We start from the raw sequence: 18850 nt of genomic DNA, 5'->3' as shown, positions 1-18850 counted from the left end.
CCTTTTTAGTTCAATATTTATCTTTCTTCTTTTTTATCTTGATTTTTTTTAGCAAATTCTTCTTTAGTTAAAACATCAACTATATCAACTTTTACAGCTGCGACTTTTATACCTGTAAGTTCATATATTTCTTGCTTGATTAAAGAGTCTATTTCTTTAAAAACTAGCGCTGCTTTTTTTCCGTACTCTAATATTAATGAAGCTTCAACAATGCATTGTCTTTCTTCTTGATTAATAGAGATTCCAGATGTAGATTCTTCTTCCTTGTTAGTAAAACTTGATGTAATTGAGTTTAATAGTCCACCTTGAAGGTCTAATACACCATCTACCTTGTCTACAACTTTCTTTGTGATTTTTGCAAGAACCTTATCTGATACTGTATATTCACTAATTTCATCTTGAAATGGTTGATTCATGTTATTTTCTGTCATATATATCTCCTTTATCTTTATACTATAAAGATACCCAGCTAGTAAATATTGAAACTATAACTTGTTAAGTTTATCAATAATTTTCTCTATTTCATCAATTTTTTCTTTTATTGATTCTTCATTATTTTGCTTGAGACTATCATAAACACAATGTTCTAGATGGCCTCTTAAGACATCCTTATTGATATTTTTAAGAATAGAAATTGAAGCCATTAGTTGGGTGGATATATCTACACAGTACCTATCATCTTCAACCATTTTTATTAGACCGTCAATTTGTCCACCAACTGTTTTAAGCTTCCTTATAGTTTTGCTTTTATCAGCATGCATTTACTTATATTCGATTCCTTTGTATTCATATCCTGCTTCATCGATTGCAGACTTTAAAGTTTCCTCTTCAATATTTCCTTCGTAAGATACTTCTGCTTGTTTACCTTCAAGGTTTACATCAACTTCTTTTACACCTTCAATTTCACTTAAAGCTTTATTAACGTGTTTTGCACAATTATTGCAGCTCATTCCATCAACATTTACGATTACTTTTCTAAGTTCACTCATTTTATCCTCCAAAATATTTTCTTCGATAGTGACATTCTTACTTTCTTCATATCCAGATGCACTTGACTTAAATCCTCTAAGCCTTAAAGAGTTTAGACAAACAAATACTGATGATAAACTCATAGCAACTGATGCAAACATCGGATTAAGCCTTATATTTAAGCCTGGATAGAGTAGACCTGCTGCGACAGGTATTAATAATATATTATAAAAGAAAGCCCAAAAAAGATTTTCTTTTATAGTTTTTATTGTTGCCTTAGATAATTCTATGGCCTTGACTATGTCTAGTAGTGAATTTTTAACTAAGATTACATCTGCAGAATCTATAGCAACATCTGCTCCGCTTCCTATAGCAATTCCTATATCTGCTCTGGCTAGGGCAGGAGCATCATTTATTCCATCTCCAACCATAGCTACTTTTTTGCCATCAGCTTGTAGTCTTTTAACTACTTTATCCTTATCTTGAGGCAAAACTTCTGCAAATTTCTCATCTATATTTAGCTTTGCCCTTATAGCTTCAGCCGTATTTTCATTATCACCTGTTAGCATGGTTATCTTATAAGAATCTTTTTTTAGCAGGTCAATTGCTATTTTAGATGATTCCTTTGCCTGATCTTGGACAGCTATCAATCCTATGGCCTTATCAGAATCAGAAAAATACATAGAAGTCTTACCTTCTTTTGATAGGTCTTTATGAATTGTTTCATATTTTCCAATAGAAATATTATTTTCATCCATCAACCTAAGATTACCAGCAAAATAAGTTTGACCATCAATTTTTGCTGCAATACCCATACCTGGATAAGCTGTAAAATCATGAATTTCTATATTTTCTATATTTTTCTCTTTTGCTTTATTGATTATAGCTTCTGATAAAGGATGTTCAGATAGGTGCTCGATTGAAGAAGCTATCTGTAAAAATTCATTTAATTCCATATCTGTAATAACATCTGTTACTACAGGCTTTCCTTCTGTGATTGTTCCAGTCTTATCAAGGAGTATAGTATCAACCTTATGCAAGTTTTCAAGACTTTCTGCATTTTTAAATAACAGGCCTATTTGAGCACTTTTACCTGTTGCAACCATTATTGCCATTGGAGTAGCAAGTCCTAGTGCGCAAGGACAAGAAATAACAAGTACAGATATCATCAGATTTAAAGCAAATTCAAAGTCTTTGCTATAAAAATACCAACCAATAAATGTAAGGATTGAAATTATAATTACTGCTGGCACAAATATTGCTGATATCTTATCTGCTAATTGTGCGATTGGAGCCTTAGTTTCATTAGCTTCATTTACAAGATTTATGATTTGGGATAGGGTAGTATCTTCACCGACCCTAGTAGCTTCAAACTTAAAAGAACCTTGTTTGTTAATAGTAGCAGAAATAACTTCATCACCAACCTCTTTAGTTATTGGTATTGACTCGCCAGTAATAGCTGCCTCATCAACAAGAGAGCTTCCTTCAATAATTACACCATCTACCGGAATCCTGTTACCAGGCCTAATAACTACCACATCACCTTTTTTTATATCAGCAGTATCTATAGTTATTTCCTTACCATCCCTTATGATATTTGCCTTATCTGGTGATAAGTCCATAAGAGACTTAAGAGATGCTTTTGTCTCGCCCTTACTTCTTGCTTCAAAAAATTTGCCAAGAGTAATTAGGGTAAGAATCATTGCTGATGATTCAAAATACAGGTTATGTCTATAATGATCAATCACATCAAATTCTGATAGACCTGCTGCATGGGCCATTCTCATTATCACGAAGATACCATACATAAGAGCTGACGAAGAACCTAAAGCAACTAGGGTATCCATGTTCGGGCTTCCATTTTTTAGTGATTTAAAACCTGAAATAAAAAACTTTCTATTAACAAATATAACTGGAATTGTTAATAAAAATTGAACAAAAGCGTTATTTATCGCTCCACTAGTTCCTTCTAAAAACCTCGGTAGGGGAAGATTTACCATAGGTCCCATTGCTACATACATGAGTATTATCATAAAGAAAAAGGATACCTTAAGCCTAAACTTAGTATTATCTTCTTCTGATTCTTTAAGCAAATCCTTTGATACTGACTCATTATTCCCCTTAACCCTAGCATTATAACCAGCATCTACAACAGCCTTTATAATTTTTTCATCATTTAATTTGCTAGGATCATAATCAACGGTCATCGATTCATTTATTAGATTGACGTTTACTTCTGTAACACCAAGCTTGCTTACAGCCTTGCTGACAGCTGCTTGGCATGAAGAACAAGTCATACCTTCTATATCAAATCTTTGTTTCATTAAACCTCCTTTACCACCCCTAGGGGGTGTATAATCATTATATTTTTACATGAGTTATTGTCAAGTATAATAAGGCATAAGGAGTATATATGAAAAGATATCACATTATTTTTAAAGGTAGGGTTCAGGGAGTAGGCTTTAGATTTCAGGTAAAGATGCTTGCAGACTCACTAAATATTACTGGTACAGTTAAAAATTTATACGATGGGAGTGTTGAAGTCTTTATCCAAGCAGATAAAATTACTTTATATAAATTTTTTGAGGGATTAGAAAATATTAATTTTGCAAGAATTGAGAATAAATTTGTAGAAGTAGTTGATATTAAGCCCAATGAAAGTGAATTTGAAATAATTTATTAACTTTGAAAAATTAGCATAATAAGGTTTAATAGTATTATGAGTTTAAAAAGCAAACTAGTTAAAGTATTAGCAAAATCGATAAGGTCTTCATTAAGATTACTAAATAGAAATGCAACGAGCCTACCAGGCTATATTGCTTATAAATTAGATAAAGATATTCTTAAAGAATTATCAAAAAATACTAAATTCATATTTGTAACCGGAACAAATGGCAAAACAATGACTACTCACTTTCTTGTAAGTATCCTAAAAGAGGAGTACCCTATTGTTCTTACAAATGAATCTGGTTCAAATATGGTTCAGGGCATAATAACATCCCTGCTTGATAATCCTAGTGATAAAGAAAGTATTGCTGTCCTAGAGGTGGATGAGGCTAACTTAGTAAGAATAGGTAATTATCTAAAAGCTGATTATATAGCTCTTACAAATATCTTTAGAGATCAAATGGATAGGTTTGGTGAGATTTATAATATCCTAGATAAGATAATAGAAGGAATTGACCTGATGCCTGATTCAAAAATTATAGCAAATGGTGATCTCCCCTTATTTTCCTATGATTCTTTAAGTAGATTTTATCCAGTATATTATGCTATTAGAGAAAATGAAGAAGGTGCTTATGTTTTAGATGCAGAATTTAACTCTGATGGAATTTTGTGTCCTCATTGTCATTCAGTATTAAAGTACAAAAGTGTAAATTATTCATCTTTAGGAGACTTTTCGTGTCCTAATTGTGACTTTAAGTCACCAAAGATAAAGTATCGCATAGATAAAATAACAGAGGAAAATCCGGATCATTCTGAATTTGTTATTGATGGCTACAATTATGAAGTAAATGTCGGTGGTAAATATAATATTTATAACGCACTTACTGCTATATCTGTAGCCAGAGAATTAGGTGTATCTCAAGAAAAGATAAAAGAAGGCCTAAAAAAACAAAAGAATGTATTTGGTAGACAAGAAAATATTAAAATCAAAGATAAGAATCTTATAATAAACCTTGTCAAAAATCCAACAGGGCTCAATCAAGTTATTGATCTTATGCTATTGGAAGATAAAGATATTAGTTTAATTTGTCTACTCAATGATAATTATGCTGATGGACTCGATGTGTCATGGATATATGATGCTAATTATGAGAAATTAAAAAATCTTAATATCAAAAAAATATATGTATCTGGTATGAGGTCAAAGGATATGAAAAGAAGGCTTGAAATAGCAGAGCTTATTGATCAACCAATAGTCGAATTTGATTATGAAAATGAGATTTATGATGTAATCGATAAGATTAATACTAGTGATATATATGTTTTATCCACATATACAGCAATGCTAAGACTAAGGGAGGTGCTTGATTTATAGAAAAATTTAGAATATGCCACCTTTATGGAAATCTATTGAATACTTATGGCGATGTAGGAAATTTAATGGCTTTTGAGTATGAACTTAAAAAGTTGGGTATACAAACAGAAAGGAAGATAGTTTCTATAGGTAATGATTTTAAAGAATCTGATTATGATTTTGTTTTCTTTGGTGGTGGCCAGGACTATGAACAGTCCATAGTCAAAAATGATTTAATAAAGAAAAAAGATGAGATTGTTAAATATATCGAAAATAACGGCTTATTTTTAGCAATTTGCGGTGGTTATCAACTGCTAGGCAAGTACTATAATGACGCTTATGGAAACAAAATAGATGGTCTGTCTATCTTCGATCACTATACAGTCAATCAGGATTCTAAAAATAGGTTTACCGGCCAAATAAAAATACAAGTGGAAAGCTTTGATGAAATATGCCTAGGTTTTGAAAATCACGGCGGTAGAACATTTTTGTCAGACAAGCAAAACGCTTTTGGAAAAGTTTTGGAAGGTAACGGTAATAACGGTGAAGATAATAGCGAAGGCTTTATTTATAAAAATACCATAGGGACTTATTTGCATGGTCCAATTCTTGCTAGGAACGAGAACCTGTGCAAAAAAATTATAGAAAAAATATTTAAGGAGAATAATTATGATGTCAGAATCAAAACTAAGAACTAAAGAAGCAGATGAACTTTTCGAAGCGATTTTAATGCTAAAAGATGTTGAGGAATGCTATCAATTTTTTACAGACATCTGTACAGCAAGGGAAATTCAATCAATTTCACAAAGATTACATGTGGCTAAATTATTAAAGATTAGAAAAACCTATTCAGTTATTGAAGAAGAAACAGGCGCTTCTACAGCTACTATTTCTAGAGTTAATAGATCACTTAACTATGGAGAAGGTGGTTACGATTTAGTTCTTGAAAAACTAATTGAAAAAGACCTTAAAGAATCAAAAGAGTAAGTTACTTACTCTTTTTTTGTGGTATAATATATAGGTCGAGAAAGTGAGGTCTTATGAACTTAGATAGGTTAAATGATAGGCAAAAAGAAGCGGTTTTACATAAGGATGGCCCTTTATTAGTCTTAGCAGGAGCTGGAAGTGGAAAAACCTCCGTTTTAACCACAAGTATAGCCTATAAAATCAAGGAGCAATCTATAAATCCTAGCCATATTTTAGCTATAACCTTTACCAACAAGGCAGCTGGAGAAATGAAAGAAAGAATAGCTGATTTGCTAGATATGGATGTTTCTTATTTATGGATAGGAACCTTTCACTCAATCTGTGCTAGAATATTAAGGATGAACATAGAAAAAATTGGATATTCTAGTAATTTTACAATATATGATACTACAGATCAGAGAACCCTAATCAAAGAAATAATAAATGACCTTGGCCTAAAAGATGAGATAAATTACAGGCTTGCTCAAAATGTAATATCAAATGCTAAAAATAAATCTATAGGACCCGATGAGTTCTTAAAGCTAAATTTCTATATGCAAGATGCAGATGCCATTGCTGAGATTTATAAAGAATATGAGAAAAAGAAATTTGATTACAATGCGCTAGATTTTGATGATTTGATAGAAAAAGTCTTGGACTTATTTTCAAAAGATAAGGAAACCCTTGCCTATTACCAAAATAAATTTGATTATATATTTGTAGATGAATTTCAAGATACAAACAACTCTCAATATGAACTAATAAAATTCATAGCAGGGGCAAATCAAAACGTTGTTGCAGTAGGAGATGCAGACCAATCTATCTATTCATTTAGGGGAGCAGATATTAGAAATATCTTAAATTTTGAAAAAGACTTTCCAGCAACAAAAACCATAAAACTTGAGCAAAATTATAGGTCTACTTCAAAAATTTTAAATACCGCAAATAAATTAATCGCTAATAACCTCGAGAGAAAAGAAAAGAATCTTTGGACTGATCAAAATGAGGGAGCAGATGTAATTTATAAAGAAACCTCTGTAGAAAGTGAAGAAAGCCAATTTGTAATTGAAACAATTAAAGACCTCATATCCGAGGGATATAAGGAAAATGATATAGTAATTCTCTATAGGACAAATGCTCAATCAAGACCTTTTGAGGAAATTCTTTTGAAAAATTTAATGGCTTACAAAGTTATAGGTGGTTTAAAATTCTATGATAGAAAAGAAATTAAAGACTTAATATCCTATTTAAATATATTAGTCAACCACCAGGATGATATAAGTCTAAAGAGAATTATAAATGAACCAAAAAGAGGAATCGGTGCTAAATCAGTAGAAAATATTGAAAATATAGCCAGAAGTCATGGAATTTCAATGCTTGATTTGATAATAGATCCTAATTTTTCACTTCTTCTAACTGATAGGTATAGAAAATTAGCTGATAAGTTCTACCTACCACTTAAAGATATTTTTGAAAATGTAGATAAATATAAGATTGTCGATTTAATCAATGAAGTCCTTGAAAAATCCAACTATCTTAAAAATCTCGAAAAATCTATAGCAGTAGAAGATAGGGCAAGGATCGATAATATAAACGAATTTATATCATCTGCTGCTGAATACCAAGAAAATAATCCAGATGATAATTTAAGAGATTATTTAGAAAATCTTTCTCTATTATCTGATATAGATAAGACCGAAGATTCAGAAAATTCAATATCTCTTATGACAATGCACCAGGCTAAGGGTCTTGAATATCCAGTAGTTTTTATAGTTGGCCTAGATGAAGGACTGTTTCCTAGCAAAAGAAGTTTAGATGAGGGTAATCTAGAAGAAGAAAGAAGGCTCTTTTATGTAGGAATCACCCGTGCAAAGGAAAAACTTTACCTAACCAGCTCTCAAGTAAGAAGAAATTATGGTAAAGTAACATATTATAAGCCATCAAGATTTATAGAAGAAATAGATGATCAAATAAAAAAGCAAACAAATAAGGAATTTATTGACTTTAACTCTAGAACTTACGAAAGATCTTTAAATGAAGATTACATGCGAGAAAAGGCTAGACAATCTGTCCTAAACCTAAAGGCTAAGGCTTACAAAAAGGATGATTCAACCTATCAAGTAGGAGATACAGTTATGCATAGCAAATGGGGAAAGGGAATGGTCGTTCAAATCAAAGAGAGCGAAGATGGCAATGAATTAGTAATAGCTTTTGATAAAAAAGGCCTTAAGAAATTGAACCAAGATTATGCACCAATAACAAAGGTATAAATATGGATAGAAGACAAGAACTTGAAAATTTAATAGAGCAAATAAATACACTAGACTATAGGTATTATACATTAGATAAGCCTTCAGTATCTGATGGAGAATATGATAAGCTATATGATAGGCTTGTAAGTCTTCAAGAAGAACTGGATTATACACCAGATGATTCACCAACAAATAGGGTCGGAGGAGCAGTTCTTGATAAGTTTGAAAAGCACTACCACCTTACAAGACTTTTAAGCCAAGATAAGGCCCAATCATATGACCAACTCAGGGACTGGATAGATAGGTGTAAACGTCTTAAAGAAAATTACGAAATAGAAAACTCAGTTAAATTAGCTGAACTAGAATTCATCATGGAATATAAATTTGATGGACTAACCATAAATTTAACCTATGAAAATGGCCTACTACAGACTGCAGCAACAAGGGGAAACGGTTCTGTAGGTGAAGAAGTTAAGGCCCAGGTAGAGACGATAAGATCAATTCCACTAAGAATTAAGGAAGAGTCCCTAATAGAAATACAGGGAGAAGCTCTGATGCCTTTATCAGAGCTAGAAAGATATAATAAAGAAAACTCTCTACAACTTAAAAATGCAAGAAATGCTGCTGCTGGCGCAATCAGAAACCTAGATACTAGCGAAACTGCTAAAAGAAGATTGACTGCATTTTTCTATGCAGTGCCTACAAATTCTTTAGATTTTAAAACTGAAGAAGAAATGCTAGATTTCTTAAGGGAAATGAAACTAAATGTACACCCTTATCATAAAAAAGTCAAAAACATTAATCAGATTATAGAAGAACTTGAAAGAATAGAAAAAGAAAGAAAAACATTAGATATCCTAACTGATGGGGTTGTAATAAAAATTAATGACAAAAAAACTCAAGAAGTCCTTGGATACACAAATAAATTCCCAAGATGGTCGATAGCTTATAAATTTGAAGCAGAAGAGTTTACAACAAAACTATTAGATGTAGTTTGGAATGTAGGAAGGACAGGTAAGGTCACACCATCCGCCATACTTGAGCCTGTAGATTTTTCTGGAGTAACAGTTTCTAGAGCAACTTTAAATAACTATGATGATATCCTAAGAAAAAAGGTAAAAATTGGTTCTGAAGTATTCATTAGAAGGTCAAATGACGTTATCCCTGAAATACTCGGCGTAGTAGATGAAAACCAAGAAGGAACTACAGAAATAGAAAAACCTACTAAGTGTCCTTATTGTCACAGCGAACTGATACAAGGAAATGTCCACATAATTTGTCCTAATTCCATTTCCTGCAAACCACAACTACTTGCTAGAATGGAGCATTTTGCATCAAGAAATGCAATGGATATAGAAGGTCTTTCAGAAAAAACAATTGGCCAGCTAATAGAAGAATTAGGCATTAATGAAATAGATGATATATATGATTTAAAGTATGATGATTTAATAAACCTAGATAGATTTGGGCCAAAGAAAACTAACAACTTGTTAACAGCAATAGAAGCTAGTAAAAATTGTGATCTTAATAGCTTCATCTATGCAATTGGTATACCCAATGTTGGTGAGAGAACAGCACGAGACTTAGCTAATAAGTTTAGAAGTTTTGAGAAATTAAGATTGGCCAAAGCTAGTGAACTTATAGAAGTTGAAGATATAGGTGAAATAACCGCAGAAAACATCGTAGAGTTTTTCTCAGATGAAAATATAACTTCATCAATTGATAGGTTGCTGGCAAAAGGAATTAGCATCAATAATCCACAAACAAACGATAAATCTGATAAGCTTAAAGATTTAAGCTTTGTTATCACAGGAAGTATTGACGGATTTAATAGAGAAGATATTAAGGAACTTTTAGAAAAAAATGGAGCTAGTGTAAAAGGTTCTGTTTCAAAAAATACTGATGTTGTTCTTGCTGGTGACAAGGCTGGTTCAAAAAAGAAAAAAGCCCTAGAGCTTGAAATCGAGATATATGAAGGTGAGAAGCTAAACAAATTCTTATCTGAATTAAAAGGAGAATAAAATGAATATAAAAGAAGTAGAAAGGATATATAACCTCAGTAATCTAAGCCTAGAAAATTCTGATAAAGAGCTTATAGCTCAAAAATTCAATAAAGTCTTAGATTTTATTGAGGTAATCTTTGATGAAGATACTACAGATGTAGATATGTGTGAATATATCAGTAGACACAAGGCGGTTTTTAGGAAAGACGAGCCAAGAAAATCGCTTGATAGGGAAAAGGCACTTGAAAATGCTAAAGATACTGAATATGGCTACTTTAGATTAGACTGGAAATTATAGGAGCAATAATGGATATACAAAAATCAATAGAAGCTTATAAAGAGGGTAAGGTTAGCGTTGTTGAAAACACTAAACAAGTCCTAGAAAAGATAAAAAATGATACAACAAATGCATATATAGCTTTTGATGAAGAAGACTCTATCAAAAGAGCGGAATATCTAGATAAAAAATTAGCAAATAATGAAAAACTTGGCAAGCTTTTTGGTATAGCTGTAGCAGTTAAAGATAATATATCATATAAAAATATGGATATGACCTGCGCCTCCAATATGCTAAAAGGATTTAGACCAATGTTTGATGCAAAAGTTATAGAAAATCTTCTCAAAGAAGATGCAATCATCATCGCAAAAACAAACATGGATGAATTTGCTATGGGAGCTAGAGGTAAAACCTCAGTTTTTGGTCCAGTAAAAAATCCAATCGATCCAGAAAGAGTAACCGGTGGATCATCATCAGGATCAGCGGCTGCAGTAAGCAAGGGCGATGTCTTAGTTTCACTTGGAACAGATACTGGTGGTTCTGTAAGAGGACCTGCTAGTTATTGTAATATTCTTGGTTATAAACCAAGCTATGGTATGGTAAGCAGAAATGGTGTAGTATCGATGGCAAATACCCTAGATCAAGTATCTGTTTTTGCAGAAAACATCGAAGACCTTAGAAATATAGCAAGTATAATCGCTGGACCTGATGAAAATGACATGACAGTTAGGTTAGATGATTATGACTACAGTAGAGAAGATTATGATTTCGAGGGAAAGAAGATTGCCTATATCAGTACCAGTGATTTCTTAAATAAAGGAATAGAAGAAGAAGTTAAAAATGACTACAAGATTGGTCTAGATATGCTTAAAAATATGGGTGCTGAGCTTACAGAAATAAGTTTAAAATATTCTAAATATGCAAACCAAGTATACAATGTCGTAATGAGTTCAGAAGTTTCTTCAAACATGTCAAGATTTGATGGAATAAGATTTGGCCACCAAAGTAAAACTTATACATCAGTTGATGAATTATTTATAAATTCAAGGTCAGAAGGCTTAGGAGAAGAGGTTCAAAGAAGGATTGCACTAGGTACCATGTATCTCTCAGCTGATGATGATCAAAGAGTTTATAGACAAGGTCTAAAATTAAGAAACTTAATTAAGAAGGAGCTTGAGAGTGTATTTGAAGACTTTGATCTAATAATTACACCAACAACAATAAATCTACCACCATTTTTAGAAGATGATTATAGTGACCCACTTTCTGATTTTAAGTCAGACGGATTTAACGTATTAGTTAATCTAGCAGGCATGTGTGGTATATCCCTTCCAGTAAGGAAAGGTATCTCCGGTGCTTGTCAATTCATTGCTAATAGTTATGAAGATAAAAAATTACTAAATGCTAGCGAAGAATTTTTAAGGAGAATCAATGAAAACTAAAACAATAATAGGACTTGAGATTCACGTTGAATTATCAACTGAAACAAAGATGTTTTGCTCCTGTAAAAATGAATTCGGAGCAATTCCAAATACAAATGTATGCCCAATATGTCTTGGCCATCCAGGCACCCTACCAGCAATGAATGAAAGAGCTGTAGAATTAGCTGTAATGGCAGGCCTTGCTTTTAATTGTAAGATTAGAAACAATCAAAAAGTAGATAGAAAGAAATATTTCTACCCAGACCTTGTAAAGGGCTACCAACTAACACAATTTGATAAGCCATACGCTTATGAAGGCTATCTTGAACTAACTAGCGGTAAGCATATAAATATTAGGGAAATCCACATGGAGGAAGATACTGGAAAATCTAACCACAATGATGATGACACAGTACTAATGGACTACAACAGAGCTGGAGTTCCACTAATAGAAATAGTAACAGATCCTGATATTTCTTCACCAGAAGAAGCAAGAGAGTTTGTAGAAACATTAGCTTCAACTCTAAAATTCCTAAAGGTAAGTGACTGTATTATGGCTGAAGGTTCAATGCGAGTCGATGTAAATGTCAACTTAAAAGACGAAGATACAGGCCTTAGAACAGAAATTGCAGAAATTAAAAATATCAACTCAATTAAAGCTATAGAAAACGCCCTAGAATTTGAAGTAAAAAGACAAAGAGACCTTCTTGAAAATAATCAAACTGGTGATAAAGAAACAAGAAGATGGGATGATATAAAGCTTGAAACAATTCATATGAGAAATAAAGAAGTAGGAAATGATTATAGATTTTCTGCTGATGGCGATATACCTGACATCTATTTATCAGACGAATATATAAACGATGTAGCAAAAAAGCTTCCTGAACTTCCAAAAGATAAAGAAAAAAGATATATAGCTGAGTATGGTCTATCAGCTTATGATGCAAACCTTCTAAGCCATGATAGAAACTTAGCTAAATTATTTGAAGAAACTAACATACTAGTAAAAGATGCAAATACCAGTGCAAATTGGATATTAACAGAACTTTCAAGAAGACTTAATGAGGCAGAAGAAACTGCTGATCAAATGAAATTGTCTGTAGAAAACTTTGCAAAATTAATAAATCTTGCTAAAGACAATAAGATAAATAACAACGTAGCAAAAAAATTGTTGCGTGAAATCTACCTTTCTAATGAAGATCCTGAAGTTCTTGCCCAAGAAAGAAATCTATTACAGATATCTGATTCTTCATACCTAGAAGAAATAGTAGATGAGGTTCTTAGTGAAAACCCAGAATCTATCGAAGATATCAAAAATGGTAAAGATAGAGCCTTTGGATTTTTAGTAGGTCAAGCTATGAAAAAAACCAAGGGTAAGGGTAATCCTCAAGAAATCAACAAATTACTAAAAGAAAAGATAGGAGAATAGAAAGTGTTAAAGCACTTTCTTTTTTTCAAATGACTATATTAATTAAAAATGCGAAAATACTTCCAATGGATGGGGCTGATATATTTACATCAGACTTATTCATTGAAGGTAAATACATAAAAAAAATAGAAAAAAATATAAGCGATGAAGCCGACCAAACAATAGATGCAAGTAACATGGTTCTTATGCCTGCCTTTATCAACAGCCATAGTCATGTTGGAATGAGTCTATTTAGAAATTATGGAGAAGAGGTAGACCTTTATACCTGGTTAAATGATTATATATGGCCACTAGAAGAAAGGCTTGATAATAGACAAACCTATCTTGCATCAATGCTTTCTCTAATTGAAATGGCTAATAATGGCATAGGAACCTTTGCTGACATGTACTTTTTCTCTGAAGCAACTATCAAAGCTTGCAAGGAAATTGGACTTAGGGCCCAGATCTCAAGAGGCTTATCTGTACCAGATGATGATGATTATAGGTTAAAAGAAAATATATACCTATATAAGAAATATAAAGATTATGATCTAATAGATATTGGACTTGGGCCACACGCCATCTACACATCAAATCTTGACTACCTTAAAAAGATATCTGATCTAGCCTATAAGTATAAGATGCCTATCCACATCCACCTATCAGAAACTAAAAAAGAAAATGAGGATTGTATAGAGCGCTTTGGTATGACACCAACTGAAGTCTTTGAAAAAGCTGGGATATTTAAGCATAAAACCATTGCAGCCCATGGCATTTACCTAACAGATAATGACCTAGATATAATAAAAGAAAACAAGGTATCAGTAGTTCACAACCCTTCTTCCAATCTAAAATTAAAATCAGGATTCATGAACTTATCTAGATTACTTGATAAGGGGATAAATGTATGTCTAGGTACTGATTCATCCGCTAGTAACAACAAACTTTCTATCCTTAGAGAGATGGAGCTTGCGGCACTAGTATCAAAGCTATATTCATCTAGGATAGTTACAGCAAGAGAAATACTGGAGATGGCAACTATAAATGGTGCAAAGGCCCTAGGCTTAGATGATAAAATTGGAAGTATAAAAGTGGGTAAAGAAGCTGATCTAATACTAATAGATTTATCTAATGTAAATCACACACCTACAAACAATATTTTGTCATCTCTAATATATTCAACCTATGAAAAAGACATTAAATGTACTATTGTAAATGGAAACATAGTAGCAAGAGATGGAAAGATATTAAATATTGATCAAGCTACAATATCAAATGATATATTAAAAACTTCCCAAAGGATTATGGACTAATGATTGGGATAGATATTCTTTCAATAAAAAAAATAAAAAATAAAAGTAGAAGTAATTTCCTAAGGAAAGTTTTTACAGAAAATGAAATTACCTATGCTTATAGTAAGGAAAATCCCTACCAAACCCTTGCAGGTATTTTTGCTCTGAAAGAAGCAATTATCAAGGCTTACGACCTAAAATTGTCCTATATTATTAAAAAAAGAATAGAAATTGTAAGCAATAATAATCCAATTGCATACCTTGATGGAAATAAACTTAATTCAGGTTTATCGATATCACACGACGGTGAATATGCAATTGGAGTCTGCTATAAAAAAGAAAATATGATATCTATAGATAATAAAATGAAGAACTTATTACCAAATAGACCCCACCAAAGTCATAAGGGAGACTATGGAAAAATAGCAATTTTAGGAGGATCTCCCGGCATGGCTGGCTCTTGCTATCTTACATCCCTTGCATGTTTAAGAGCAGGAGCAGGACTTGTTTATCTTTTAGTCCCACAATCTATTTCTAATATCTTAGAGATAAAATCGGTTGAGCAAATAATAAAAACTATTGATTCTAATATATTAAAGTATAATAAAAACATAATTAAGCAAATCTTATCTTCACTTGAAGATAAGGATGTACTTGCTATTGGCCCAGGTATGGGAAGAGATGAGTCTCTTAATAAATTAATTTCAGAAGTGATAGATAATTTCAATGGGAAAATAATAATCGATGCAGATGGTTTAAATGCCTTAAGCAAGGATTTGAGTATTTTGAAGAATAAGAAAAATATTATACTAACTCCTCATTTAAAGGAATTTTCTAGACTTACTGGGCTAACAATAAATAAAATAAATGAAGACAGAGTCAATATTGCAAAAAACTTTGCCAAAGAACATAAAGTTATATTGGTTCTTAAGTCTGAAAATACCCTTGTAACTGATGGTAATAAACTATATATAAACGAAATAGGAAACCCAGGCATGGCTACAGCCGGAAGCGGAGATGTCCTAACTGGTGTCATTAGCGGCATTTTACATAAATTAGAACCATTTGATGCCGCAAAACTTGGTGTTTATATTCATTCCCTAGCAGGAGATTTGGCAGTAGCAGATTTATGTGAAGATTCTCTTATTGCTAGCGATATAATAGCTTATTTAGCCAGAGCTATAAGGCTTATGAGGTAGTTATGCTAGAAAATTATTTAGTTGTTAACATAGATAAAATAAGAGAAAATATAATTAACATAAAAAATGAGTCTGGTTCTTTGTTTTGCGCAGTTGTAAAGGCTAATGCTTATGGATTAGGTTCTGTTGAAATTAGCCAAAATATCGAAGATATTGTTGATTATTTTGCTGTCGCAAGATTACAAGAAGCTTTAAAATTAAGAAAAAACAATATTACTAAACCAATACTAGTTCTAGGCTATGTAGGAATTGATGATATTAAACTTTGCCATGACTACAATATTGATATAACGATATATGACTTAGATTTTGCTAAGGAAATTAACAACTTAGATTATAAAGTCAATTGCCATCTAGCTCTAGATACAGGTCATAGTAGGCTTGGATTTAGAGAGTTTGAAATCGATAAAATTAATAAGCTAAAATACTTAAAAAATCTTAATATAATAGCTGCCTTCAGTCATTTCTCCACAGCAGATGAAGAAGACACCAACTATACAGATGAACAATATAAGGTATTTAATCAAATGCTGGATGCTATTGATTTAAATTTCGATTTTGTACATATTTCAAATTCTGCAGGAGCTATTAAACATCATATCTATAAGAATATGATAAGGGTAGGTCTTGCCATGTATGGCTTATATCCATCGGATGTTGTGAAAAAAGATACTACTATAAAATTATCTAGATCATTTAATCTTTATTCAACTGTATCCTTTGTCAAAAAGATAAAAAAAGGGACTGGTGTAAGCTATGGTAGAACCTTCATAGCAGATAAGGATATGGAAATTGCTACTGTCACTATTGGTTATGCAGATGGATATTTAAGATCATTTTCCAATGTAGGAGAAGTTTATATTAATGGTAAGCCATGTAGGGTTCTTGGTAGAGTTTGTATGGACCAAATTATGGTTGATGTAAGTGGTTTGGATGTTAAGATTGGTGATAGGGTAGAAATATACAAAGATATAGACCTTGAAGCAAGTAAGGCATCTACAATTTCTTATGAGCTTATGACTAATATCTCTCTAAGAGTTAATAGAATCTATATTAGGAATGGTAAAGAGTTAAATACGCACATTGATTTAGGAGAAATTTATGAAAGTTAGAAGAGGTGATCTATATTACGCTGACTTATCTCCTGTCGTAGGAAGTGAGCAGGGTGGCGTTAGACCTGTTATTGTAGTGCAAAATGATGTTGGTAATAAGTATTCTCCGACAATTATTGTTGCACCAGTTACAAGTCAAATGAATAAGGCTAAACTTCCAACCCATGTTAAAATTAAGGGAAATAAATATGGGCTTCCTAAAAATTCTGTAGCCCTTATGGAGCAATTAAGGACCATAGATAAGAAAAGACTAAGGGAAAAAATTGGAAGCTTCTCAAATGACATAATGAATAAAATAAATGAAGCGATATCTATTTCTTTAGCTTTAGAAAATGATTAATACATAAAAAGGACTTTTGTAAATGACGCTATAAAGAATTTATAGCTATATTAACATAAGTCCTTTTTTATCTCTTATTTATTTTGAAAGTCATTCACTATCATCTTAGCAAGTTCGTCTGGATTACCGCATCCTGTTGTTATAACTAGATCATCATCTCTTATAATCTCATAAATATAATCTCTTGCTTCTTCAAATGTAGATAGATATTTAGCATTTAAGCCTTTTTTTACCATGGCATCTACGACATCCTTTGAATGTATACTAGGATCAAATTTTTCCCTTGCAGCGTAAATATCTGTGACAATAACTTCATCTGCTGCATCAAAACTATTTAAAAAATCATTAAATAAAGTTTTTGTTCTTGAATAAGTGTGAGGCTGCCACACACAAATCAACCTTCCTTTTGTATGCTCTGCTATAGCATTTAGGGTTACTAGAATTTCAGAAGGGTGGTGACCGTAATCAGTCATGATGGTAACATTATTTACATGTCCAATTATCTGCATCCTTCTATCAAGGCCCTTGTATTTTTTAATATTTTCTTTAATAGTCTCTATATCAATTCCATTTTCATATGTTGAAATTATAGCTGCCATTGCATTGTTTATGTTATGTCTACCTATTACACCTAAGGAGAAATGTTCAACAGAACCATTTCTTAGCTTAAGATCAAAGCTTGGTCTTCCTATATCATCAAATACTATATTTGTTGCATTATAATCTGCGTTTGGATTTTCTTGACCATAAGTTATAAGCTGACCTTGAACAGCATCTAGGATAAGCTTATTATTCTCTTCATTTAAGTTGAGTATTGTTTTAGAGTTTTTGTCTTGATTTCTAAGATATTCCTTAAATGTATTTACTATATCATCCAAATCTTCATAATAATCTAAATGATCTTCATCTATATTTAAAATTATAACAGTTTGAGGAAAGTAGTATCTAATATTACCCTTATATTCACAAGCTTCTGTTACTAGATAATCTTCACTACCAACTTTAACATTACCCTTCATTTCATCCAAATTTCCACCTAATAAAATTGTGGCATCTTCATCAGAATGAAGCAAGATCTTAGAAATCATAGAAGTTGTTGTTGACTTGCCATGCGAACCAGATACAGCTATAGAGTTTTTGTAATTTCTCATTAGAGCTCCAAGGAAAACTCCTCTAGTAACTACCGGAACATCAAGCTTTTTTGCCGCTATTAATTCCTCGTTATCATCTGCGATAGCATCAGTGTATACAACTAAATCAGGGTTTTGGATATTTTCTTTTTTTTGTCCTATATAAACCTCTATTCCAAGTTTAATGAGACCCTTTACAGAATCAGAAAGGCTTCTATCAGAACCAGTGACTTCATATCCTTTTTCAAGTAGTAAGTGAGCTAGTCCACTCATTGATATTCCACCTATACCGATAAAATGAACACGATTATAATCATGTTCATTTAAATTAAATTCAAACATATATTCTCCTTATAGTAGTCTAATCATAAGTAATTTTATCATATTATACCATATTTAATCTTGATATCTTGTCAAGTAATACTTTGAATATATCAAAGGATGACGTATATTTATTATA

General features: G+C 32.0%; 17 protein-coding genes. 13 read left to right on the top strand and 4 right to left on the bottom strand.

What is annotated here, in order from left to right; translation table 11 throughout:
* Positions 1-17: 17 nt before the first annotated feature.
* The 3 genes from ACCQ42_RS04820 to ACCQ42_RS04810 are packed head-to-tail and all read right to left on the bottom strand — an operon-like array spanning position 18 to position 3293.
* Complete coding sequence (locus ACCQ42_RS04820) at positions 18-431, bottom strand: Asp23/Gls24 family envelope stress response protein (RefSeq protein WP_199792145.1); 414 nt, start codon at positions 429-431, stop codon at positions 18-20.
* A 54-nt stretch (positions 432-485) separates the two neighbouring features.
* Entirely contained in the window at positions 486-761 is a 276-nt protein-coding gene (locus tag ACCQ42_RS04815) for a metal-sensing transcriptional repressor (protein WP_106460295.1), read from the bottom strand.
* Positions 762-3293 carry a heavy metal translocating P-type ATPase gene (locus ACCQ42_RS04810; protein WP_410035516.1) on the bottom strand — a complete coding sequence of 844 codons (2532 nt, stop codon included), beginning with the start codon at positions 3291-3293 and terminating at the stop codon, positions 762-764.
* Positions 3294-3382: 89 nt separating this feature from the next.
* On the opposite strand from ACCQ42_RS04810, the gene ACCQ42_RS04805 reads away from it, so the two are divergent.
* Genes ACCQ42_RS04805 through ACCQ42_RS04745 form a run of 13 tightly spaced genes read left to right on the top strand, consistent with a single transcriptional unit; the run spans position 3383 to position 17260 of the window.
* Positions 3383-3652 (top strand): acylphosphatase, encoded by a 270-nt coding sequence (locus ACCQ42_RS04805; protein WP_106460293.1) that lies wholly within the window; start codon positions 3383-3385, stop codon positions 3650-3652.
* Positions 3653-3688: 36 nt separating this feature from the next.
* Positions 3689-5011, top strand: a complete 1323-nt coding sequence (locus ACCQ42_RS04800) for a MurT ligase domain-containing protein (protein ID WP_410035515.1) — start codon at positions 3689-3691, stop codon at positions 5009-5011.
* An 11-nt stretch (positions 5012-5022) separates the two neighbouring features.
* Complete coding sequence (locus ACCQ42_RS04795; protein ID WP_410035597.1) at positions 5023-5688, top strand: type 1 glutamine amidotransferase; 666 nt, start codon at positions 5023-5025, stop codon at positions 5686-5688.
* Positions 5663-5977, top strand: a complete 315-nt coding sequence (locus ACCQ42_RS04790; protein ID WP_106461115.1) for a YerC/YecD family TrpR-related protein — start codon at positions 5663-5665, stop codon at positions 5975-5977. Before ACCQ42_RS04795 ends, ACCQ42_RS04790 begins: the two co-directional genes overlap by 26 nt.
* A 53-nt stretch (positions 5978-6030) precedes the next feature.
* Positions 6031-8226, top strand: a complete 2196-nt coding sequence (locus ACCQ42_RS04785) for an ATP-dependent helicase (protein WP_410035514.1) — start codon at positions 6031-6033, stop codon at positions 8224-8226.
* 2 nt (positions 8227-8228) lie between these two features.
* Entirely contained in the window at positions 8229-10229 is a 2001-nt protein-coding gene (gene ligA, locus ACCQ42_RS04780) for an NAD-dependent DNA ligase LigA (protein WP_410035513.1), read from the top strand.
* A gap of 1 nt (position 10230) precedes the next feature.
* Positions 10231-10509, top strand: a complete 279-nt coding sequence (gene gatC, locus ACCQ42_RS04775; protein WP_265213255.1) for an Asp-tRNA(Asn)/Glu-tRNA(Gln) amidotransferase subunit GatC — start codon at positions 10231-10233, stop codon at positions 10507-10509.
* A gap of 8 nt (positions 10510-10517) precedes the next feature.
* Positions 10518-11930: an amidase family protein gene (locus ACCQ42_RS04770; protein WP_410035512.1), complete on the top strand. Its 1413-nt coding sequence runs from the start codon at positions 10518-10520 to the stop codon at positions 11928-11930.
* The gene (gene gatB, locus ACCQ42_RS04765) at positions 11920-13338 is read left to right on the top strand and encodes an Asp-tRNA(Asn)/Glu-tRNA(Gln) amidotransferase subunit GatB (RefSeq protein WP_106460286.1); all 1419 of its coding nucleotides are present in this window, start codon (positions 11920-11922) and stop codon (positions 13336-13338) included. Before ACCQ42_RS04770 ends, gatB begins: the two co-directional genes overlap by 11 nt.
* Before the next feature lie 29 nt (positions 13339-13367).
* Positions 13368-14630: an amidohydrolase family protein gene (locus ACCQ42_RS04760; protein WP_106460285.1), complete on the top strand. Its 1263-nt coding sequence runs from the start codon at positions 13368-13370 to the stop codon at positions 14628-14630.
* Positions 14630-15808, top strand: coding sequence for an NAD(P)H-hydrate dehydratase (locus ACCQ42_RS04755; RefSeq protein ID WP_106460284.1), 1179 nt, complete (start codon positions 14630-14632; stop codon positions 15806-15808). Before ACCQ42_RS04760 ends, ACCQ42_RS04755 begins: the two co-directional genes overlap by 1 nt.
* A gap of 2 nt (positions 15809-15810) precedes the next feature.
* On the top strand, positions 15811-16920 hold the full coding sequence (alr, locus tag ACCQ42_RS04750; protein WP_106460283.1) for an alanine racemase: 1110 nt from the start codon (positions 15811-15813) through the stop codon (positions 16918-16920).
* Positions 16910-17260 (top strand): type II toxin-antitoxin system PemK/MazF family toxin, encoded by a 351-nt coding sequence (locus ACCQ42_RS04745; RefSeq protein ID WP_106460282.1) that lies wholly within the window; start codon positions 16910-16912, stop codon positions 17258-17260. Before alr ends, ACCQ42_RS04745 begins: the two co-directional genes overlap by 11 nt.
* Before the next feature lie 74 nt (positions 17261-17334).
* Here ACCQ42_RS04745 and murC read toward each other — a convergent pair whose 3' ends face one another.
* The gene (gene murC / locus ACCQ42_RS04740; protein ID WP_410035511.1) at positions 17335-18732 is read right to left on the bottom strand and encodes a UDP-N-acetylmuramate--L-alanine ligase; all 1398 of its coding nucleotides are present in this window, start codon (positions 18730-18732) and stop codon (positions 17335-17337) included.
* Positions 18733-18850 lie beyond the last annotated feature (118 nt).

Source organism: Anaerococcus kampingae, from assembly GCF_046365475.1.
Taxonomy (GTDB): Bacteria; Bacillota; Clostridia; order Tissierellales; family Peptoniphilaceae; genus Anaerococcus; species Anaerococcus kampingae.
Note: the sequence above shows the minus strand (reverse complement) of the source record. Positions and strands in the feature narration are given on the sequence as shown.

Coding starts and splice junctions, on each gene's coding strand:
- gatB (WP_106460286.1), top strand. CDS start 11,920: ATGAAAACTAAAACAATAATAGGACTTGAGATTCACGTTGAATTATCA.
- ACCQ42_RS04820 (WP_199792145.1), bottom strand. CDS start 431: ATGACAGAAAATAACATGAATCAACCATTTCAAGATGAAATTAGTGAA.
- ACCQ42_RS04805 (WP_106460293.1), top strand. CDS start 3,383: ATGAAAAGATATCACATTATTTTTAAAGGTAGGGTTCAGGGAGTAGGC.
- ACCQ42_RS04800 (WP_410035515.1), top strand. CDS start 3,689: ATGAGTTTAAAAAGCAAACTAGTTAAAGTATTAGCAAAATCGATAAGG.
- ACCQ42_RS04760 (WP_106460285.1), top strand. CDS start 13,368: ATGACTATATTAATTAAAAATGCGAAAATACTTCCAATGGATGGGGCT.
- ACCQ42_RS04815 (WP_106460295.1), bottom strand. CDS start 761: ATGCATGCTGATAAAAGCAAAACTATAAGGAAGCTTAAAACAGTTGGT.
- murC (WP_410035511.1), bottom strand. CDS start 18,732: ATGTTTGAATTTAATTTAAATGAACATGATTATAATCGTGTTCATTTT.
- ACCQ42_RS04810 (WP_410035516.1), bottom strand. CDS start 3,293: ATGAAACAAAGATTTGATATAGAAGGTATGACTTGTTCTTCATGCCAA.
- gatC (WP_265213255.1), top strand. CDS start 10,231: ATGAATATAAAAGAAGTAGAAAGGATATATAACCTCAGTAATCTAAGC.
- ligA (WP_410035513.1), top strand. CDS start 8,229: ATGGATAGAAGACAAGAACTTGAAAATTTAATAGAGCAAATAAATACA.
- ACCQ42_RS04770 (WP_410035512.1), top strand. CDS start 10,518: ATGGATATACAAAAATCAATAGAAGCTTATAAAGAGGGTAAGGTTAGC.
- ACCQ42_RS04785 (WP_410035514.1), top strand. CDS start 6,031: ATGAACTTAGATAGGTTAAATGATAGGCAAAAAGAAGCGGTTTTACAT.
- ACCQ42_RS04790 (WP_106461115.1), top strand. CDS start 5,663: ATGTCAGAATCAAAACTAAGAACTAAAGAAGCAGATGAACTTTTCGAA.
- alr (WP_106460283.1), top strand. CDS start 15,811: ATGCTAGAAAATTATTTAGTTGTTAACATAGATAAAATAAGAGAAAAT.
- ACCQ42_RS04755 (WP_106460284.1), top strand. CDS start 14,630: ATGATTGGGATAGATATTCTTTCAATAAAAAAAATAAAAAATAAAAGT.
- ACCQ42_RS04745 (WP_106460282.1), top strand. CDS start 16,910: ATGAAAGTTAGAAGAGGTGATCTATATTACGCTGACTTATCTCCTGTC.